Genomic DNA, 19,493 nt, shown 5'->3' with positions numbered 1-19,493 from the left:
AGGGGATGGGAAAATGGAGATTATCCAAGGTACAATTGCTTCACCAGTAGGTTTTCATGCAGACGGGAAGCATGTGGGGTTGAAACGTAAAAGAAAGGATTTAGGCTGGATTTATTCAGAGGTACCGGCCCAAGCGGCAGCTGTCTATACGACGAATCAAGTACAAGCGGCCCCCATTGCTGTAACCAAAGAAGCTTTTGCAAAAAGCCACACCTTGTCAGGCATCATCGTTAACAGCGGGAATGCGAATGCCTGTACAGGTGAGCAAGGCTATCAGGCGGCGAAAACAATGCAGCGAAAAGCGTCGCAAAAGATGGGTGTTCCAGAAAGCGAGATTGCCGTAGCGTCCACAGGGGTGATTGGCGAATATCTGGATATTGATACAGTGACAGCGGGGATGGAGAGGCTGCATTTACTGAACGGCTCGCCAAAAGGATTCCATGAAGCGATTCTGACAACCGATACGACTGAAAAAGAACTGACAATCACGGAATGGATCGGCGGCAAGCTGGTGACGATGAGCGGCGTGGCAAAAGGCTCCGGCATGATTCATCCCAATATGGCTACAATGCTCGGTTTCATCACAACCGATGCTGCGATTGAAGCGGATACATTGACGCGCTTACTCAAAGGGACTGTTCACCAGACGTTTAATCAAATTACCGTTGACGGCGACACTTCCACCAATGATATGGTGATCGTGATGGCCAATGGACTCGCTCAGAATGAACAGCTTGTAGAGACGCATGCCGATTTTGCAAAATTCAGCAGAATGTTTCAAGTAATTGCGGAACATTTGGCCAAAAGTATTGCCAGAGACGGAGAAGGTGCCACTAAGCTGATTGAAGTAGAAGTGAGCGGGGCGACGACGGAAGAAGATGCACGCATGATCGCCAAGCAAATCGTATCTTCCAGCTTGGTTAAAACCGCAATGTTCGGCGGGGATGCGAATTGGGGGAGAATCATTTGTGCGATTGGCTATTCGGGTGGGCGTTTTGAACCGGATTATATTACAATTTCAATTGGCCCGCACTGTATTTTGGATAAAAGCGTGGCAACAATTTATGATAAAGAAGCCTTGACGACTTATCTAGAAGAAAATGACGCGCTGCATATTCAAGTCGACTTGCATAAAGGACTAGAAAAAGGCTTGGCATGGGGATGTGATTTAAGCTACGACTATGTCAAAATTAACGCCTGTTACAGAACATAGGGGGAGGAAAAAATGGAAGATGTGATTGTGATCAAAATCGGTGGTGCCGCAAGCGACGCGCTGACAGAAAATTTTTTCGAGAAAATCCGTCTCTGGCAAGAAAATGGAAAAAAAATCGTCCTTGTTCATGGCGGCGGGCATTATATTTCGACGATGATGCAAAAATTAAATCTCCCAATCGCCACGCATCAAGGCTTGCGTGTTACAAATAAAAAGGCGCTGGAAGTAACGCGTATGGTGCTGATCGGCCAGGTTCAGCCCACTATTATGACAAAGCTTAAAAGAAATGGGTTCAAAGCAATTGGCCTGAGTGCAGCAGATGACGGATTGCTGACAGCCGTGCCAATCACAGAACCAGCGATTGGTCTAGTCGGAGAAATCACGCGGGTGAAAACGGAACTGCTCGAAAATTTACTCGAATCCGACTTGATGACGGTCATTGCTCCACTAGGGATGGATGCAGGTGGGAATTGGCTGAATGTAAACGCAGATATGGCCGCCTGTGCCATTGCTGGCGCCTTACATGCTGAACGACTTTACCTTTTAACCGATGTCCCGGGTGTAAAAATAGAGGGACAGGTAGCGGCGCAACTTTCTACCAAACGGATCGCCACATTGATCAAACAGGGCATCGTAACTGGCGGCATGGAGCCCAAACTGAAAAGTGCCAGTACCGCCTTACAGCAAAATGTGCAAGCTGTCTATATCACCGACGATCTCCATCATTCAGGCACGAGGATAAAAAGTGAGGTGCATAGTTTATGAGTTTTTTATTTCCAACCTATCAGCGCTTTCCACTGGAACTTGTAAAAGGGGAAGGCACACATGTGATCGATCAAACGGGGAAAGAATACTTGGATTTTACAAGCGGCATTGGAGTCACAAGCTTTGGTCATGGAACTGTGCGAATTAAAAAGGCCATTGAAGAGCAGCTCTCAAAAATCTGGCATACCTCCAATCTTTTTGAAAGCTCTTTGCAGGAAGAAGTCGCGAAAAAGCTGATTCCAGATGCCAGCTATGCGGTTTACTTTGCCAATAGTGGTGCAGAAGCCAATGAGGCAGCCTTAAAGCTGGCACGTAAAGCAACTGGACGTGATGGCATCGTAAGCTTTCAAAACTCCTTTCATGGTCGGACATTCGGCGCCATGACAGCAACCGGTCAGCCGAAAATTCAGGACGGCTTTGGCACCTTGCTACCGCATTTCACATATGGCATTTATAATGATGGGCATGGACTGGCCGAGTTGATTACCGCTGAAACAGCTGCCGTCATGCTGGAAATCATCCAAGGAGAGGGCGGCGTTCAACCTGCTGAAACTGCCTGGCTACTCGCAGTGGCCCAGCAAGCCAAACAAGTCGGTGCTTTACTCATCATAGATGAAATTCAAACGGGCATTGGTCGAACCGGTAAAAAATTTGCCTATCAGTACAGCGGACTTGAACCGGACATAATCACAGTCGCCAAAGCTCTCGGCAACGGGCTGCCGATTGGTGCCATGATTGGCAAACAGACACTAGCTGAAGCCTTCGGATATGGCAGTCACGGCTCGACTTTTGGCGGAAATCCTGTAGCGCTATCGGCCGCTACTGTCGTATTAGACCTGCTGCATGAACCGGGATTTCTAGAAGAAGTCCAAGCAAAAGGAGACTATTTCCGCACGTCCCTTGAGCAGAATATCGCCAAAAGCCCATATGTCGAAGCGATTAGAGGGGAAGGACTCATGCTTGGAATTGTGATGAAAGCCCCTTTGCAAGCACAGATTGAGACGCTGCAAAGCCAGGGCCTACTCGTTTTGACAGCCGGCAAAGATCGCCAAGTGCTGCGTATTTTACCTCCACTTACGGTCAGCTATGACGAACTGGATCAAGCGGTGGCAATTTTAGAGGATACTTTATTATCGGTGAAAATAGGAGAGTGATGATATGTTGGTGGAAGAAAAAGAAATGTACGGAAAAGATATGCTGACCTTACTCGAATGGGACAAAGACGAGATCATTCATTTGATCAAATTGGCCCTGGCAATGAAAACAAATCCGAGTCACTACCGGCACGTGCTTAGCGGAAAAATTCTTGGGATGATTTTTGATAAGCCTTCCACACGAACGAGAGTTTCTTTTGAAGCGGGCATGCTTCAGCTTGGCGGACAAGCGATCGTTATGAACGGCAAAGAGCTGCAAATTGGACGTGGGGAACCGATCAAAGATACCGCGAATGTCATGAGCCGCTATATCGACGCCATTATGATTCGGACATTCAGTCATCAGGAAGTAGAAGAACTAGCCGAACACGCCGCCATTCCAATCATCAATGGTTTAACCGATCTGCATCACCCGTGTCAGGCTTTGGCAGATCTCCTGACGATTTATGAAATAAAAGATCATTTTCAGGGCGTGGAACTTGCTTATGTGGGAGATGGGAACAACGTCTGTCATTCTCTGCTTCTGGCTGCTACTCTAGTGGGCGTCAATATACGTATCGCCACACCTGTCGGCTATGAAATTGACCAAAAAATCCTGGATCAGGCCCAAAAATTAGCCAAAGAAAGCAAGTCGGTTATTCAGCTGACCAATGATCCAGTAGAAGCCGTTCAAGAAGTAGATTTTATCTATACAGACGTCTGGACAAGTATGGGACAGGAAAAGGAAAATCAGTCGCGTTTTCAAGCCTTTGCTGAAAAGTATCAAATTAATGAAGAACTGGCAGCCGGTGCCAAGACAGATTATGGCTTTTTGCACTGCTTGCCAGCACATCGCGGCGAAGAGGTTACAGAAGCTGTAATTGATGGCCCGCATTCACTGGTTTACGAACAGGCGGCCAATCGACTGCATGCCCAAAAAGCCCTTTTAGCCCTAACATTGGAAAATTAAAAATGGCAGCTCGCTTTGAAAAGAATCAAGGCCAGCTGCCATTTTTTATAAGAAGTTTCGTTTCACTTTATCCCAGAAAGAATTATCGGGAAGCTTAATGATATTAATGAAGCGGTCGCCTACCTCCAAGTTGATTTCATGAACATGCTGAATGCTAAGCGCCTCACTGTCCATGCCAATCAGCGGGAATTCATTATTGCCTTCCGAACCAATCTTCAGTTTTAGCTTCCGTTTTGGACTTAAGATAAAAGAGGATCCCAGTGTGCGGAATTTATTATTATTCAGGGAAGCCAGCTCGCTCACCTGCATAGACGGTAATAGTGGATCCACAATCGAGCCGCCAGACGATTTATTGTAAGCCGTACTGCCGGTAGGAGTTGAAATCACCATGCCATCCCCACGGAATGTTTCAAAATGACTGTCATTAATATAGAGATCCATTGTCAAAGTCCGAATAATTGATGAACGAATATTGAATTCATTTAATACATAGAAAGCCTTGGTATTGTTGACCGTTCCGTAAATGGTCGGATAGCGCCGCACCAGCCAGCGTTTTTCAGCAGTTGCCTTGATAATTTCCTCCAGCTCATTGATATGAAAGTCGCAGTACTGACCAAGTTGTTCAGTAAGCGCAATTCCAGCATAGAGGCAATCTTGACGGAATTGTGTTTCACGCACGGATTTTAAGAATGCGCCATCTCCACCAATACTGATAATCACATCTGCCTTACGATAGTCATCTGTCAGTGCAAAGCCGTAATCCAAGGTAAACTTTTTTAATTCTTTTGCCTTCGCATGTAATTCTTCTGTTTTTCGGTAGGAAAAGTAAAAAGTGGTTTTCGTCACAAAAATCCCTCCAGTGTAGGTTTGTGTTTATTATAACATGACTTGCTGTCCATTTCCTTTTTGAATAAAATGGGATGCCAAATTTGATCAATTGTTCAGAAGCTGTTTGTGATTTGATACTAGAACTGCTAAACTGAAGGTAATTCAAAGGAAAAGGGGAGAAAAAGATGAGTGCAAAAAGATGGATCGCGCTGGGAATACTGGCTGTTTTGCTTGTTGTGGCAGGCATCACAAAAGTAACTTCCACCCTTCTGGCAACGGAAGAAAAGGAAACCACCACAAGCGCGCTCAGCAGTATTTTATCTACCAATGAACTAACGGAAAAAGTGATTGAAGAGGGAAGTCACGATAAAATTGCTGTCCTATCAGTGGAAGGGACGATTCAGGATACAGGGGAGACCACTTCCTTATTCAGTTCATCCGGGTATAATCATTCTTTTTTCATGGAGCAGCTTGAAACGATCAAACATGATCCAAGTGTAAAAGGGATTCTGCTCTATGTGAATTCGCCAGGCGGAGGTGTCATGGAATCGGCGCAGATTCGCGATAAAATTCTGGAAATTAAAAAAGAAAGAAAAATCCCTGTATATGTGTCCATGGGAAGTATGGCGGCATCAGGTGGATATTATATTTCCGCACCTGCAGATAAAATTTTCGCTGCAAAAGAAACCATGACCGGATCGATCGGTGTGATCATGCAAGGCTATGACTATAGCGAACTAATGAAAAAAGTCGGCATTTCCGATAACACGATTAAAAGTGGGGCACATAAAGATATTATGAGCAGCTCCCGGCCGATGACAGAAGAAGAAAAAGCGATCATGCAGTCGATGATCGATGACTCTTATAACGAATTTGTTAAGGTTGTCGCAGAGGGACGCGATATGACTGAAGAACAGGTGCGTGAAATTGCAGACGGTCGAATTTATGACGGAAAACAAGCGCAGGAAAATGGGCTTGTGGATGAGTTTGGTTACAAGGAAGATGCCTTGCAGTCGCTCAAAAAGGAACAAAACCTGACAAATGCTACAGTGATGGAGTATGAAAATGGAACGGGCGGTCTCGAATCATTATTCCAAACGGCAGCAGCTGGACTTTCCCAATCAGAAAATGCAGATATCGTCACACTAATGAAACAGATGGGTACCATGGAAGCGCCGCGCATGATGTACCTGTATGGGAATTGAGGTGAGGACAGGTGGAACAATCTATCGAAAAAAATCGCCCAGTCTATCACTATGAAAAGAAGCAGGCCCCGTTTGAATCGTTGGACAAAGTTTACTGTGCCGGCTTTTGGTTGCGTTTTTTAGCCTATTTAGTGGATCTATTAACGGCCTCAGCCCTGACAGGAATTTTGATCCGACCGATTTTTCGTTTGCTACATCACCCGGTAAACGGCGGTATTTTTTCACTCTATGGAGCTTTGACGGCCTTGCTGTTTATCGCTTATTTTATTCTGATGACCAAGCGATTCAATCAAACCCTCGGCAAAATGCTTTTCGGGCTGAAAGTGATTCGCGCTGATAAAAAGCCACTCACATGGGGGAATGTATTCTTTCGCGAGGGGATCTGGCGTTTTATTCAAAAAATAGTCTGGCCCTTGTATCTTGTGGTCGCTTTTACGCCTAAAAAACAAGGAATTCATGATTTATTTGAGCAGACAACCGTCGTTCATGAATCATTTTTACAGAAAAATCAAGACTGGGAAGAAGCTCTTTAAACACCCAGTAAGCAGATGACTCGTCACCCGACCAGAATTTCTTTAAAATAGAAGATGAAAGATTTCTCAAGGGGGTAACGGATATGGCAAATGTGACATTTAAAGGCAATAAAATGACGCTGATTGGCGAAGAACGTCAAGCGGGTGATCAAGCACCTGATTTTACCGTGTTGGATCAGGACTCGGCACCTGTCACACTGAAAGATTTTGCTGGAAAGGTGAAAATTATCAGTGTCGTACCATCGATTGATACTAGCGTTTGTTCCAAGCAGACGCGCCGTTTTAACGAAGAAGCAGGTGATCTATCCAATACAGTTGTTTTGACAGTTTCCGTCGATTTACCGTTCGCGCAAAAGAAATGGTGTGCCGCTGAAGGGCTACCAAATGTTGTCACCCTATCTGATCATCGTGATTTGTCGTTTGGCACCGCTTATGGTGTCGTGATGAAAGAATTGCGTCTCTTAGCACGATCAGTGTTTGTAGTCGATGCGGATGACACAATTATTTACGCTGAATATGTATCTGAAGGAACCAATCACCCAGATTATGAAAAAGCCATCGAAGCAGCGAAAAACGCCTGAAAATATGGCGACAAGTCGAGGCAGCTGGTAGATAATTGAAAAATAGGAGAAGCTAAAGTCAAGGATTAGCGCCATTTATGGAAATGGTGATCACTTGATTTTAGTTTCTTTTTTGATGAAATCTGTATTAATCTGTATTACTTGTGAAAAACAAACTGTATTATAGTAGTTTTTTCGATAAATGCTTTTAAGTTCACAGTAAATGCGGTATAATGATTTTTGGTGTTAGTAATGAAGAATAATAGAGGTGTTACTTTTGGCGAATAGCGGAACTCCAGAAGAACTGTTTCAGGTCTTGGATGATACAGCCATCATTTTGCAAAATGCACTTGAAATGAGCTACTTGGAAGCGGTTTATGAAACAAGCGAGAATTTGTTCCAGCAAGAAGTCCTTCAAACTGAAGAGCTTTCTGAAAAAGAAGCGGCCAAACTTGCGGAACGCTATCGTGAGATTGACTTAAAAGAATATGCGCCAGAAGAAATCCGTAAAAGTTTCCAACTAGCGCTCTTAAAAGGCATGAAACACGGTATCCAAACCAATCATCAAATGACGCCTGACTCGATCGGCTTTATCATTGCTTATTTGGTCGAAAAGGTCATGCGGAAAACGCAGAAAATCGCTCTTTTAGATCCTGCATGTGGCACAGCCAATTTGCTATCCACAATTGTCAATCAATTGAAAATGGACGGTAAAAAAGATGTGCATGCAACAGGTGTCGAGGTGGACGATCTGCTGATTTCGCTTGCGCTAGTAGGCTCTGACCTGCAAGGTTTGGAGACAACATTCCTGCATCAGGATGGCCTTGCCAATTTACTTGTCGACCCGGTGGACGTCGTCGCAAGTGATTTGCCAATCGGGTATTATCCAGATGATGCACGTGCAGCTGATTTTGAAGCAGCACACGAAGAGGGCCACTCTTTTGCTCATTTTTTATTGATTGAGCAGGGGCTTCGTTATACAAAACCAGGTGGCTACTTATTTTTCCTAGTTCCGGAACGCATGTTTGAAACAGCTGATTTCGCAAAGCTTGACCGTGTCATTAAAAAATATGGTCATACGCTCGGCATTTTAAAGCTGCCGGATACACTGTTCAAAACTGAGCAAGCGCGGAAAAATATTCTGATTTTACAAAAGAAAGGTGCTGACATCAAAGCACCGAAAGAGGTTCTTCTTGCCAATATTCCAAGCTTGACGAATCCGCATGAACTTGCGCCGATTTTAAAGCAGATTGATAGTTGGTTGGAAGATAATACACATGAAGGGAATTGAATAAACACAATGGAAAAAACAATTGCAATTAACGCTGGTAGTTCTTCTTTGAAATTTCAACTTTACGACATGCCTTCTGAAGAGGTCATCACAAAAGGAATCGTTGAACGAATCGGTTTGAAAGATTCGATTTTTACCATCACTGTTGATGGCGAAAAAGTGACAGAAGTCGTGGATATTCCCGATCACGAAGTAGCTGTACAAATGCTACTTAACAAACTGATTTCTCATAACATCATCAAAAGCTTTGACGAAATTACAGGTGTGGGACATCGTGTTGTACACGGCGGCGAAAAATTCCCTGAATCTGTTTATATTGACGACCAAGTTATTCGCGATATTGAAGCGTTGTCTGAACTGGCACCTCTTCATAATCCAGCGAATGCAACAGGCATTAAAGCATTCAAAAAAGTTCTTCCGGACATCGTTTCGGTAGCCGTTTTTGATACTGCTTTCCACCAAACGATGCCACCGGAAAGCTACCTTTACAGCTTGCCTTACAGCTACTATGAAGATTACGGCATTCGTAAATACGGCTTCCACGGTACAAGTCATAAATACGTTTCCGAACGCGCCGCTGAACTTTTAGGCCGTCCTGTAGAAGAGCTTCGTCTTTTAACTTGTCACTTAGGTAACGGTGCAAGTATTGCGGCAATCGAAGGCGGCAAATCAATGGATACTTCCATGGGCTTCACACCGCTTGCAGGGGTTTCAATGGGAACTCGTTCCGGGAACATTGACCCAGCCTTGATTCCATTTATCATGGAAAAAACAGGTAAAACAGCTGAACAAGTGCTGGACGTGCTGAATAAAGAATCCGGTATGCTAGGTGTATCTGGTATTTCATCGGATCTTCGCGACCTTGAAAAAGCAGCTTCTGAAGGAAACGAACGTGCTGATTTGGCATTAGAAGTGTTTGTTGATCGTATCCACAAATATATCGGTTCTTATGCTGCTCGTATGAACGGTGTTGATGCCATCATTTTCACAGCTGGTATCGGTGAAAACAGTGCATTCATTCGTGAAAAAGTTCTTCATGGCTTAGAATTCATGGGTGTTTACTGGGATAAAGCTTTGAACCAAGTGCATGGTGAAGAAGCCTTCCTTAACTTCCCGCATTCACCAGTCAAAGTGATTGTTATTCCAACAAATGAAGAATTAATGATTGCTCGTGACGTTGAAAAAATCAAAGCAGAACGTGCATAAGTCATTATAAATAGAAACCGGAAATCGAATCTTCCTTTGAACAAAAGGCGGGTTCCATTTCCGGTTTTTTTGTATGAAATGAGTGTGGCCTTCCTTCTTATGTCGACTGGTCCGGCCGCGCATTTGATGCCCCTAAATAAAAAACCCGCAACCAACTAGCGGTTACGGGCCAAACTTACGATTTGCTTATTCAGCTTCATATTCAGGAATATCATTACGAACGACTAGAACATCACATGGGGAATGGCGGATAATGTATTCAGATACACTACCGATGAGTAAACGTTCAACGGCATTAAGACCTGTCGCACCACACATGATCAAGTCAGCTTGGAATGCTTTTGCGGCTTCTTTTGTAATGGCAGTTTTTGGCGAACCATATTCAATATAGGTTTCGATACTAGCAACGCCAGCTTTAGAAGCATCTTCTTTATAACCGCTTAAAAGTTCATCCGCATATTCAGTTGCCTTATCAGCCATGCTCGTGTCATAGTTCGCAACAGAAGAGAAAGCACGTGTATCGATGACATGCACCAAACCTAAAGTGGCGTCATTTCTTTTGGCTACTTGAATCGCTTTTTGAAAGGCTCTTTCAGCTTCCTTCGATCCATCCACTGCTACGAGTACTCTTTTGTATTGTTGTAACATTTACAATCCCTCCCAAAGGAAATTATCTATTTTTGTTCTCTCCTTATTTTACCCTTTTTTCTCAGAAACAACCATTAAAAAAAGAAGAAATTTAAAAAAATGTCAAAAAAAGGAAGTGCTGATTTACTGAAATAAAATCTCCCCCAAAATAGTCCCTTGTATTTGTGCAATTTAGGACCAATGTGTTAGTATACAAATGTAAGCGATTAACTGTGGGTTTTTATACCTATGAAGGAGAGAATGACGATGATCATTGGGGTACCGAAAGAAATTAAAAATAATGAAAATCGCGTGGCAATGACGCCGGCAAGTGTTCTTTCTTATGTGAATGCAGGACACACGGTCAAAATTGAAAAAGGGGCGGGCGAAGGGTCGAATTTCCACGATAGTGATTATGAACAAGCAGGTGCCACGCTTGTCGAGACAGCCAAAGAAGCATGGGAGGCTGAAATGGTCGTCAAAGTCAAAGAGCCGATTGCATCTGAATATGACTATTTCCGTGAAGGACTCCTGCTTTTCACGTATCTTCATTTGGCCAATGAGCCGGCACTGACAAAGGCCTTGCTTGATAAAAAAGTACGAGCTGTTGCTTATGAAACGGTGGAGCTGGAGGATCACTCTTTACCGCTTCTAAGTCCAATGAGCGAAGTGGCGGGGCGAATGGCCACTCAGATTGGCGCACAGTTTTTGCAAAAAATACATGGCGGCATGGGGGTTCTGCTTGGTGGCGTTCCTGGTGTTGACCGCAGTCAGGTAACGATTATCGGCGGGGGCATGGTAGGAACGAATGCGGCGAAAATCGCGATCGGGTTGGGGGCCAAAGTGACCATTCTCGATTTGAATCTGCAGCGACTGCGCGAATTAGATGATATTTTTGGTCATGATATTACCACGTTGATGAGTAATGATTTTAATATTGAGCAATCTGTCAAAGCATCTGACCTCGTGATCGGGGCCGTTTTGATTCCGGGGGCCAAAGCGCCAAAACTTGTGAAAGAAGAGATGGTGAAGCAAATGAAGCCGGGCGCCGTTCTGGTGGATATTGCCATTGACCAAGGCGGCATTTTTGAAACGAGCGACCGAGTGACCACCCATGACCAGCCAACCTACATCAAGCATGGAGTCGTTCATTACGCGGTGGCAAATATGCCGGGAGCTGTCCCAAGAACCTCCACGATTGCGCTCACAAATGCCACCTTACAGTTTGGCTTGAAACTAGCGAAAAAGGGGATTGTTCAGGCAGCCAAAGAAGACCCCCATCTTTATCGCGGTGTGAATACATTTGACGGCTTTATTACTTATAAAGCCGTGGCAGACAGTTTAGGCTATGACTATCATGAACTGGCTCCACTACTTCAAAACGACTGATATCAAAAAAGAAGCAAGAAGGAGATGCCTTAAACGGCTGTTCTCCAACTTGCTTCTTTTATTATTTAGGCAAAAAATTATTTATACATAGTAAAGTTCTTTCGTAAATTCGGTTAGGATTTCGCAACCGTTTGCCGTTACAACAATGTCATCCTCAATTCTGACACCAGCAACACCTGGCACATAGATACCGGGTTCGATCGTGAAGACCATATTTTCTTGAAGTGGCAATTCATTGGTTTCCGTAATCGAAGGGAATTCATGGACACTCGCTCCTAGACCATGTCCCAAACGGTGAGGGAAGTAGTCACCATAACCAGCTTCACGAATAATATTGCGGGCCGTCAGATCGATTTCTTTTGCAAGAGCACCGGCTTTGACTTTTTCAATGGCTGCCAGTTGTGCTTTTAGAACAGTTTCGTAGATTTTTTTCTGTTCATCTGAAACCTCGCCAAAAGCAACCGTTCTTGTAGTATCTGAGCAGTAACCCTTGTGAACGACACCTAAATCAAAGAGGACCAAATCGCCTTTTTGAATTTTTGTCTGACCAGGCGTCCCATGCGGAAGTGCCCCATTTTTACCCGTCAGTACCATCGTTTCAAAACTCATGCCGCTGACACCTTTTTTCTTCATTTCATAATCGATTTTTGCTACGATTTCTGCTTCCGTACGTCCTACCGCAATTTCAGCAATCCCGATTTTTACCGCTTCATCAGCCAGTAAAGCTGCTTCCTTCATAATCTTGATTTCCTCAGGCGTTTTGATAACACGGATCATTTGGATTTTTTCTTCAATTGGAATAAAGATTGTATGAGGGAAATGACCGGATAACGCCTCGAAACGATCTACACTCATATGTGACTTTTCAATTGCGATTTTCTTTGCATGCGGTGCCCGTTTTTTGATTTGTTCTGCAATGATACGCCAAGGATCCTCTGTATCGCTGTAACCGTAAACTTCATGATGAAAATCACTTCCACTGGCATCTTCCATTTCGAGTCCCGGAACAAAAAGAAATGGTTCCGCATCTGGAAAAACAGCTAGTCCCAAAACACGTTCATGAGGTTCGCTGTGATAACCGGCAAAATAAGCTACATTCTCCGGGTTTGTGATAAATGCTGCTTCTGCGTCCTGTCCCTGCAACCATTCTTGCAGTACATCGATATTCTTTTCCATAAGTCATCCTTCTTTCACAAATAATCTCCTTCTTATCATACCACGAATTCTTTGAAATGGCAGGCTTCACAAAAGTGGGGAATCATCAGGTGCGAGAGAAGGGAAACTGTATCTTCATTTTGCTCTGTGCTATAATAGAACAGAAAACGACAAATACAGATTTTTATTTAAGGAAGGAAGTCGAGGAAAATGAACATCTCATTTCACGGGCAGTCTTGCATCAAAATAGTCACAAAGGACAAAACGATTTTGATTGATCCTTTTATTTCCGGAAATGAAAAATGTGACCTTCGTGTGGCCGAGGAAATGCCGGATTATATCATCCTGTCTCATGGACATGATGATCATGTTGGTGATACAGTTCAACTAGCCAAGCAATCTGGCGCTACGATTATTTGCAATAACGAATTGGCCCTATATTTAAGCTTGCAGGGACTTGAAAACATCGCCCCTATGCATATTGGCGGCAAACGTACTTTTGATTTCGGCTGGATTAAATTAACACAGGCCTTCCACGGATCGGCCACGATTGTGGATGGGCAGTTGATCAATTTAGGCCTACCGACCGGAATCATTCTTCATCTGGAAGGACAAAACATTTACCATGCCGGTGACACCGGATTATTTTCTGATATGAAACTGATTGGCGAGCTTCATCCGCTTGCACTTGCCTTCTTGCCGATTGGGGATAACTTCACGATGGGACCTGAAGATGCCAAAATCGCAGCTGATTTTCTTCAAGCGAAAATCGTCGTTCCTATGCATTACAACACATTCCCGCTGATTGAGCAGGATCCGTACAAATTTGCCGACTCACTTTCAGAAGGCATTCAGGGGAAAGTCATGGAGATCGGTGATGAAATCGAACTTTAGGAACAGGATAGGTGAAAAATGTGGCGACAAAACATGAGCAAATACTGAAATACATTGAAAATCTCGCAGTTGGCGAAAAAATTTCCGTCCGTAAAATCGCCAAAAATCTTTCCGTCAGTGAAGGGACAGCTTATCGCGCCATCAAGGATGCAGAGATTATCGGTTTCGTGTCGACCATTAAGCGTGTCGGAACGCTCCGGATTGAACGCAAACAAAAAGACAGCATTGAGAAGCTGACATTTGCTGAAATCGTGAATATGATTGACGGACAGGTGCTGGGCGGTCGTGAAGGGCTCTATAAATCGCTCAATAAATTTGTGATTGGGGCGATGACCGTCGAAGCGATGGAACGTTACACGGAAGCGGGCAACCTACTGATTGTCGGAAACCGTGTCTCAGCGCATGAACTGGCACTCCAACGCGGCGCGGCTGTTCTGATTACAGGTGGTTTTGATACGAGCGATGAAGTGAAAAGACTGGCTGATCAAAAGGAACTGCCGATTTTATCCACATCCTATGATACCTTTACGGTTGCAACCATGATCAATCGGGCCATTTACGATCAACTGATTAAAAAAGAAGTCGTACTAGTAGAAGATATTTTGACACCGCTTGATAAAACGGCCTATTTAGAAACGACGCAGAAAGTTGAGGATTGGCATAAACTGCAAGAAGCCACTTCCCACAGCCGTTTTCCCGTCGTCAATAAAAGCCTCCGTTTAACCGGAATGATCACCAGCAAAGATATTTTGGAAAAAAATCCGTCCATCTCGATCGAGCGGGTTATGACCAAAAACCCCCTAACTGTCGGACCTAAGATGAGTGTCGCTTCCGTCGCACATATGATGGTCTGGGAAAGCATCGAAGTGATCCCCGTTGTAAAAGATGATCTGACACTAATCGGCATCGTCAGCCGGCAGGACATTCTAAAATCCATGCAGATGATCCAAAAGCAGCCGCAGGTGGGCGAAACAATTGATGATACCATCACGGCGCAACTAGAGGAACGCAGCGGCCAAAATGGCGAGGAAGCCGTTTATGAATTCAAAGTAACACCGCAGATGACAAGCTCACTCGGAACGCTTTCATATGGCGTTTTCACGCAAATCGTTTGTGATGTTGTGCAACAAAAACTATTCAGCATGAAAAAGCGAAATGTCGTCATTGAAAATGTGACGATGTATTATTTGAAACCGGTACAGATGGACGCCTCGATGACCATTAAGCCGCGCGTCCTTGAAATGGGGCGTAAGGCAGGCAAGCTGGATGTTGAGCTTTATCTGGAAGGGATTTTAGCCGGAAAAGCCATCGTGGCCTGCCAAATGATGGAACGATAAAAAAGAAGATTGAGGCGAAAAAATGAAAGAAGAAATCTTAGCAGCCATTAAGGCGCATGATACGATAATTTTACACCGCCATGTGCGGCCAGACCCCGATGCGTACGGTTCACAAATGGGCCTTGCAGCCATCATTCGCGCAAGCTTTCCTGAAAAACAGGTTTTTTCAGTTGGAAATGATGAATTGTCACTTCGTTTTCTAGGACAAGTGGACGAAATTGCGGACGATGTTTATCAGCAGGCACTTGTGATTGTTTGTGACACAGCCAATACGGCGCGCGTTTCCGATCGGCGCTATACAGAAGGGAAGATGCTCATTAAGATCGATCACCATCCAAATGATGAACCATATGGAGACCTACTCTGGGTGGATACTAGCGCATCATCCTGCAGTGAAATGATCGTTTCTTTTTATGAGACTTTTGCAGAGGAGCTTTCACTAAACGAAGAAGCGGCGCGCCTTCTCTATGCTGGAATTGTAGGAGATACAGGTCGTTTTATGTATCCAAGCACCACTAGCGAGACTTTCCGTTTGACGGCAAAACTGGTACATTTTCCATTTGATCGCCCGTCACTTTATCGGCATTTGTATGAGCAATCCTTACCGATGACACGTCTTGCCGGCTACATTCTGGAGCATTTCCAAATGGAAGAAAGCGGTGCTGCCACTGTTTTTCTTTCCGAAGAGTTGCTGAAACGTTTTGAAGTGGACCCGCGCGAAGCTTCCGGACTGGTCAACGTGATCGACAGTGCAGTCGGCCTAAAAGCGTGGATCATGTTTATCCAAGAAGGTGATGTGATTCGGGCGCGCCTTCGCTCAAAAGGCCCGGTAATCAATGAACTCGCAAAAGAATACGGCGGTGGCGGTCATCCGCTTGCATCCGGTGCGACTATTCATACCCAAGCAGAAATGGATGAGATGAAACGTAAACTGATTGCCATCTGTCTTGAAACAGCCTGATTTTTTGCAGGCTGTTTTTTTATACGAACAAACTTTCTTTTTTGCATAAGAATCGGTATAATAAAAGAGGAAAAGAAAGGAGAGAGGATAATGGCGTTTGTTCATTTACAGGTTGCAAGTGCTTATGATCTCTTATCAAGCACTGCCTCGATCGACGGGCTGATTCAAAAAGCAAAAGAATACCATTATCCGGCTCTAGCGATCACAGACAAAAATGCTTTATACGGAGCATGTGAGTTCTATACAAAATGCAAGCAGGCGGGGATCAAGCCAATCATCGGCATGACAGTGGAGATTCCCGGCATCTATCTAAGTGATCGATCTTTTGAGCTCATGCTACTTGCCGAGACAACATCCGGCTATCAAAACCTCCTTAAAATCGCCAGCAGCATCAAAACGCACGCGGAAAAGGAAGAGTTGCCGCTCAAATGGCTGAATTCGTATAAAGAAGGCTTGATTGCGATCTCACCCGGAATCACAGGAGAAATTGAAAGACTTTTACATGAAGAAAATCAAGACGGCGCCCGCCAAGTAGCAGAGACATTTCAAAAAATGTTCGGCGGCACCGCCTTTTATTTGTCGCTGGAAAAACGCAATACGCGGTACAGTGAAATGATCACGACGTTCGCAGAAGCAAATGGTTATCCAGCTATTGCCAGCAAAAATGTGCGCTACTTAAAGCCAACAGATGTTAAAGCTTACCGTGTTTTAACGGCAATTCGCGATAATGAGACGATCGACTGGACCAATCTGGAAACGAGCGGCCCGGCTTACTTTGCTTCCCCGGAAGAAGTAGAAGAACTTTTTCAATCTCCTTTTGAAAAGGAGGCCCTAGCTGAAAACGGCCGGATTGCAGCACGTTGTCAAGCGGAGATCGCCTTGCATCAGCATCTGCTGCCACGTTATCCGTTACCGCCAGAGGAGGCGGCTGTCCAAGTGCTCAAACAAACCGCCTATGAAGGGCTAAAATTACGCGGCCTTGATCAGCGCGAATATATCGAACGGCTCGATTATGAGCTGGACGTGATTGCCAAAATGGGCTTTGCCGACTATTTTCTCATCGTGTGGGACGTGATGCGTTATGCGCGTAAAGCTAGCATCTTGACCGGACCAGGACGGGGTTCTGCAGCCGGTTCCCTTGTGGCCTACGTCCTGCAGATCACAGATGTCGATCCGATTCTGTATAATCTTTTATTTGAGCGGTTTTTAAATCCTGAGCGTGTCACCATGCCCGATATCGATTTAGATTTTCCAGATAACCGCCGTGATGAAGTAATCCAATATGTGGTCGAAAAATATGGCCCGTCTCACGTTGCGCAGATTGGGACGTTCGGGACACTGGCAGCCAAAGCGGCCATTCGGGATACGGCCCGCACATTTGGCCTAAATACGATCCAATTATCCGAGTGGTCCAAGCAGATTCCCAACCAGCTGGGGATCACACTTCAGAAAGCCTATCAACAAAATGGGCATTTGCAGGCTCACATTGAAAAAAATAAGCAGCACGAATTAATCTGGGAGATTGCCACAGCGATTGAAGGCCTGCCACGGCATATTTCCACCCATGCAGCAGGGGTGATCATCAGTGACCGGCCACTTGTCGAGCAGGTCCCTTTGCAAACCGGAAGCGGCTCTGCCAATTTGACGCAATTTGCCATGGGCGAACTAGAGCAGATTGGCTTGCTGAAAATGGACTTTCTAGGACTCCGAAATTTAAGCCTGCTTGATCGCGTGATTCGTTCGGTTAATTTTCATCGTCATCTGCAACTTACGCCACAGGATATCCCATTAAACGATGCTTTGACACTTGAGCTGTTCCGAAAAGGCGACACAACGGGCGTATTCCAATTTGAATCTGATGGGATTAGACGCGTTTTGCGCAAACTGGGGCCGACAAGTTTTGAAGATATTGTCGCTGTAGACGCCCTCTATCGACCCGGCCCAATGGAGCAAATTGATACTTTTATTGCCCGAAAACATGGGAAAGAAGCCACACATTATCCGCATCCAGACCTGAAGCCGATTCTCGAAGTCACATATGGCGTCATCGTCTATCAGGAGCAAATCATGCAGGTCGCCAGTCAAATGGCCGGTTTTTCGCTAGGAGAAGCCGATCTACTGCGACGAGCGGTCAGCAAAAAGAAACGAGAAGTGTTAAATGAGCAGCGGGCCGCCTTTGTGTCCGGTGCCCATCAAAAAGGTTATTCCGATGAGAACGCCAATGAAGTATATGATCTGATCGTCCAATTTGCCAACTATGGCTTTAACCGCAGTCACGCGGCCGCCTATTCTAAGATTGCCTTTCAGCTGGCGTACATGAAAGCCCATTTCCCCGCCGAATTTATGGCGGCCTTACTAGGATCTGTCTTCGGCAATGACACCAAAATGAGCCAATATATTGCCGAAACGAAGAAGTATCAATTAAAAATGGCGGCCCCAAGCATCAATAAAAGCCAATATGGTTTTGTTGTGGAGGGCACCGATACGATTCGCTACAGTTTTCGCGTGATTCGCAAGTTGCCGAATAAATTTATTTTAGCCCTGCTGGAAGAACGCAAAAATGGCGGCCCATTCAAAGACTTCTATGATTTTTGTGAACGAATTCCAAGCAAACAACTCACTCAGCCCATCCTTGAAAGCCTAATCTATGCCGGCTGTTTTGATGAATTTGGACTTGACCGGGCTGTCCTAATTGCCTCCATTGACGGGGCGCTGGATTATATCGCGCTATTTGGCAACAATGAACTGGGACTGAATCTTTTTGCCGATGAAGCAAGTAAACGACCGCGTTACAGAGAAGTAGAACCCATGCCCGCGGATATTAAACTTGAGAAAGAAAAAGAATTTACCGGTCAATATGTTTCTTCGCATCCAGTTCTTTCTTATCAGGCCAAATTGCGCCAGCTTCAAGCAGCAACTCTCATGTCGGTCGAAAAAGGGAAGTTTTATGCAGTCGGTTTCTATGTGCATGAAATCCGCACGATTCGCACTAAAAAAGGGGAATTGATGGCCTTTTTAACCATCAGTGATGACACAGCCGAACGTAGTGCTGTCGTATTCCCTGATACCTACCGGAAAGCAGCATCCATTCTGCAAAAAGGGGCGCTCATTTATGCCAAAGTAAAAGCAGATGAGCGAAATGGCGAGCTGCAACTTGTGCTAAATGAAGCCAGTCTTTTAAAAGATGTGGAGCCCCCTAAACGGCTCTATATAAGACTTGCTAGTGAAGCGCAACTGGAAGCCGTCAAGCAGATTTTACTAAGCGCACCAGGAAAAGAAGCCGTCATCGTCCATTTTCCATCAACTAAGAAAACGATTGCGCTTCAAAGCCGCTTTTCGATCCGCTATACAGAGAAGCTTGGCCAAGACTTAAGTCAGCTTTTAGGCAGCGAAAATGTCATCCGAAAATAATTTCATTTCCTAAAA

17 protein-coding genes are annotated in these 19,493 nt (G+C 44.8%); 14 read left to right on the top strand and 3 right to left on the bottom strand.

What is annotated here, in order from left to right:
- Positions 1–13: 13 nt before the first annotated feature.
- The 4 genes from argJ to argF are packed head-to-tail and all read left to right on the top strand — an operon-like array spanning position 14 to position 4,081.
- Complete coding sequence (argJ, locus tag CS921_RS01725) at positions 14–1,213, top strand: bifunctional glutamate N-acetyltransferase/amino-acid acetyltransferase ArgJ (RefSeq protein WP_099221309.1); 1,200 nt, start codon at positions 14–16, stop codon at positions 1,211–1,213.
- A 12-nt stretch (positions 1,214–1,225) separates the two neighbouring features.
- Positions 1,226–1,978, top strand: coding sequence for an acetylglutamate kinase (gene argB / locus CS921_RS01720; protein WP_099221308.1), 753 nt, complete (start codon positions 1,226–1,228; stop codon positions 1,976–1,978).
- Complete coding sequence (locus CS921_RS01715) at positions 1,975–3,132, top strand: acetylornithine transaminase (protein ID WP_099221307.1); 1,158 nt, start codon at positions 1,975–1,977, stop codon at positions 3,130–3,132. The genes argB and CS921_RS01715 overlap by 4 nt, the downstream gene beginning before the upstream one ends.
- A gap of 4 nt (positions 3,133–3,136) precedes the next feature.
- Entirely contained in the window at positions 3,137–4,081 is a 945-nt protein-coding gene (argF, locus tag CS921_RS01710; protein WP_099221306.1) for an ornithine carbamoyltransferase, read from the top strand.
- A gap of 45 nt (positions 4,082–4,126) precedes the next feature.
- Here the strand turns inward: argF and CS921_RS01705 are convergent, their stop codons facing one another.
- On the bottom strand, positions 4,127–4,927 hold the full coding sequence (locus tag CS921_RS01705; RefSeq protein WP_099221305.1) for an NAD kinase: 801 nt from the start codon (positions 4,925–4,927) through the stop codon (positions 4,127–4,129).
- 167 nt (positions 4,928–5,094) lie between these two features.
- Here CS921_RS01705 and sppA point away from each other — a divergent pair, with 167 nt between their 5' ends.
- From sppA to CS921_RS01680, 5 genes are all read left to right on the top strand, one after another.
- Positions 5,095–6,114, top strand: a complete 1,020-nt coding sequence (gene sppA / locus CS921_RS01700) for a signal peptide peptidase SppA (protein WP_099221304.1) — start codon at positions 5,095–5,097, stop codon at positions 6,112–6,114.
- Between the two features lie 11 nt (positions 6,115–6,125).
- Complete coding sequence (locus CS921_RS01695; RefSeq protein ID WP_099221303.1) at positions 6,126–6,647, top strand: RDD family protein; 522 nt, start codon at positions 6,126–6,128, stop codon at positions 6,645–6,647.
- Positions 6,648–6,730: 83 nt separating this feature from the next.
- Complete coding sequence (tpx, locus tag CS921_RS01690) at positions 6,731–7,228, top strand: thiol peroxidase (protein ID WP_099221302.1); 498 nt, start codon at positions 6,731–6,733, stop codon at positions 7,226–7,228.
- A gap of 256 nt (positions 7,229–7,484) precedes the next feature.
- Positions 7,485–8,498: a class I SAM-dependent methyltransferase gene (locus CS921_RS01685; RefSeq protein WP_099221301.1), complete on the top strand. Its 1,014-nt coding sequence runs from the start codon at positions 7,485–7,487 to the stop codon at positions 8,496–8,498.
- A 9-nt stretch (positions 8,499–8,507) separates the two neighbouring features.
- The gene (locus tag CS921_RS01680; RefSeq protein ID WP_099221300.1) at positions 8,508–9,704 is read left to right on the top strand and encodes an acetate kinase; all 1,197 of its coding nucleotides are present in this window, start codon (positions 8,508–8,510) and stop codon (positions 9,702–9,704) included.
- 186 nt (positions 9,705–9,890) lie between these two features.
- Here the strand turns inward: CS921_RS01680 and CS921_RS01675 are convergent, their stop codons facing one another.
- Positions 9,891–10,352, bottom strand: coding sequence for a universal stress protein (locus CS921_RS01675; protein ID WP_099221299.1), 462 nt, complete (start codon positions 10,350–10,352; stop codon positions 9,891–9,893).
- Positions 10,353–10,598: 246 nt separating this feature from the next.
- Here CS921_RS01675 and ald point away from each other — a divergent pair, with 246 nt between their 5' ends.
- Entirely contained in the window at positions 10,599–11,720 is a 1,122-nt protein-coding gene (ald, locus tag CS921_RS01670) for an alanine dehydrogenase (RefSeq protein WP_099221298.1), read from the top strand.
- An 81-nt stretch (positions 11,721–11,801) separates the two neighbouring features.
- Here ald and CS921_RS01665 read toward each other — a convergent pair whose 3' ends face one another.
- On the bottom strand, positions 11,802–12,896 hold the full coding sequence (locus CS921_RS01665; protein ID WP_099221297.1) for a M24 family metallopeptidase: 1,095 nt from the start codon (positions 12,894–12,896) through the stop codon (positions 11,802–11,804).
- Between the two features lie 189 nt (positions 12,897–13,085).
- On the opposite strand from CS921_RS01665, the gene CS921_RS01660 reads away from it, so the two are divergent.
- From CS921_RS01660 to dnaE, 4 genes are all read left to right on the top strand, one after another.
- Complete coding sequence (locus tag CS921_RS01660; RefSeq protein WP_099221296.1) at positions 13,086–13,769, top strand: metal-dependent hydrolase; 684 nt, start codon at positions 13,086–13,088, stop codon at positions 13,767–13,769.
- Between the two features lie 20 nt (positions 13,770–13,789).
- A complete protein-coding gene (ytoI, locus tag CS921_RS01655; protein ID WP_099221507.1) occupies positions 13,790–15,106 on the top strand; it encodes a CBS-HotDog domain-containing transcription factor YtoI in 1,317 nt (438 codons plus the stop codon).
- Positions 15,107–15,128: 22 nt separating this feature from the next.
- Complete coding sequence (locus CS921_RS01650; protein ID WP_099221295.1) at positions 15,129–16,067, top strand: DHH family phosphoesterase; 939 nt, start codon at positions 15,129–15,131, stop codon at positions 16,065–16,067.
- Between the two features lie 90 nt (positions 16,068–16,157).
- Complete coding sequence (gene dnaE, locus CS921_RS01645) at positions 16,158–19,478, top strand: DNA polymerase III subunit alpha (protein WP_099221294.1); 3,321 nt, start codon at positions 16,158–16,160, stop codon at positions 19,476–19,478.
- Positions 19,479–19,493: the final 15 nt, after the last annotated feature.

Origin of the sequence: Listeria costaricensis (assembly GCF_900183385.1) — a bacterium.
Classification (GTDB): Bacteria; Bacillota; Bacilli; order Lactobacillales; family Listeriaceae; genus Listeria; species Listeria costaricensis.
Note: the sequence above shows the minus strand (reverse complement) of the source record. Positions and strands in the feature narration are given on the sequence as shown.

What these genes read in the sequence shown, in the direction of transcription:
- CS921_RS01660 (WP_099221296.1), top strand. Translation starts at nt 13,086, where the DNA reads ATGAACATCTCATTTCACGGGCAGTCTTGCATCAAAATAGTCACAAAG.
- CS921_RS01675 (WP_099221299.1), bottom strand. Translation starts at nt 10,352, where the DNA reads ATGTTACAACAATACAAAAGAGTACTCGTAGCAGTGGATGGATCGAAG.
- CS921_RS01665 (WP_099221297.1), bottom strand. Translation starts at nt 12,896, where the DNA reads ATGGAAAAGAATATCGATGTACTGCAAGAATGGTTGCAGGGACAGGAC.
- CS921_RS01680 (WP_099221300.1), top strand. Translation starts at nt 8,508, where the DNA reads ATGGAAAAAACAATTGCAATTAACGCTGGTAGTTCTTCTTTGAAATTT.
- argJ (WP_099221309.1), top strand. Translation starts at nt 14, where the DNA reads ATGGAGATTATCCAAGGTACAATTGCTTCACCAGTAGGTTTTCATGCA.
- CS921_RS01715 (WP_099221307.1), top strand. Translation starts at nt 1,975, where the DNA reads ATGAGTTTTTTATTTCCAACCTATCAGCGCTTTCCACTGGAACTTGTA.
- dnaE (WP_099221294.1), top strand. Translation starts at nt 16,158, where the DNA reads ATGGCGTTTGTTCATTTACAGGTTGCAAGTGCTTATGATCTCTTATCA.
- sppA (WP_099221304.1), top strand. Translation starts at nt 5,095, where the DNA reads ATGAGTGCAAAAAGATGGATCGCGCTGGGAATACTGGCTGTTTTGCTT.
- argF (WP_099221306.1), top strand. Translation starts at nt 3,137, where the DNA reads ATGTTGGTGGAAGAAAAAGAAATGTACGGAAAAGATATGCTGACCTTA.
- tpx (WP_099221302.1), top strand. Translation starts at nt 6,731, where the DNA reads ATGGCAAATGTGACATTTAAAGGCAATAAAATGACGCTGATTGGCGAA.
- argB (WP_099221308.1), top strand. Translation starts at nt 1,226, where the DNA reads ATGGAAGATGTGATTGTGATCAAAATCGGTGGTGCCGCAAGCGACGCG.
- CS921_RS01650 (WP_099221295.1), top strand. Translation starts at nt 15,129, where the DNA reads ATGAAAGAAGAAATCTTAGCAGCCATTAAGGCGCATGATACGATAATT.
- ald (WP_099221298.1), top strand. Translation starts at nt 10,599, where the DNA reads ATGATCATTGGGGTACCGAAAGAAATTAAAAATAATGAAAATCGCGTG.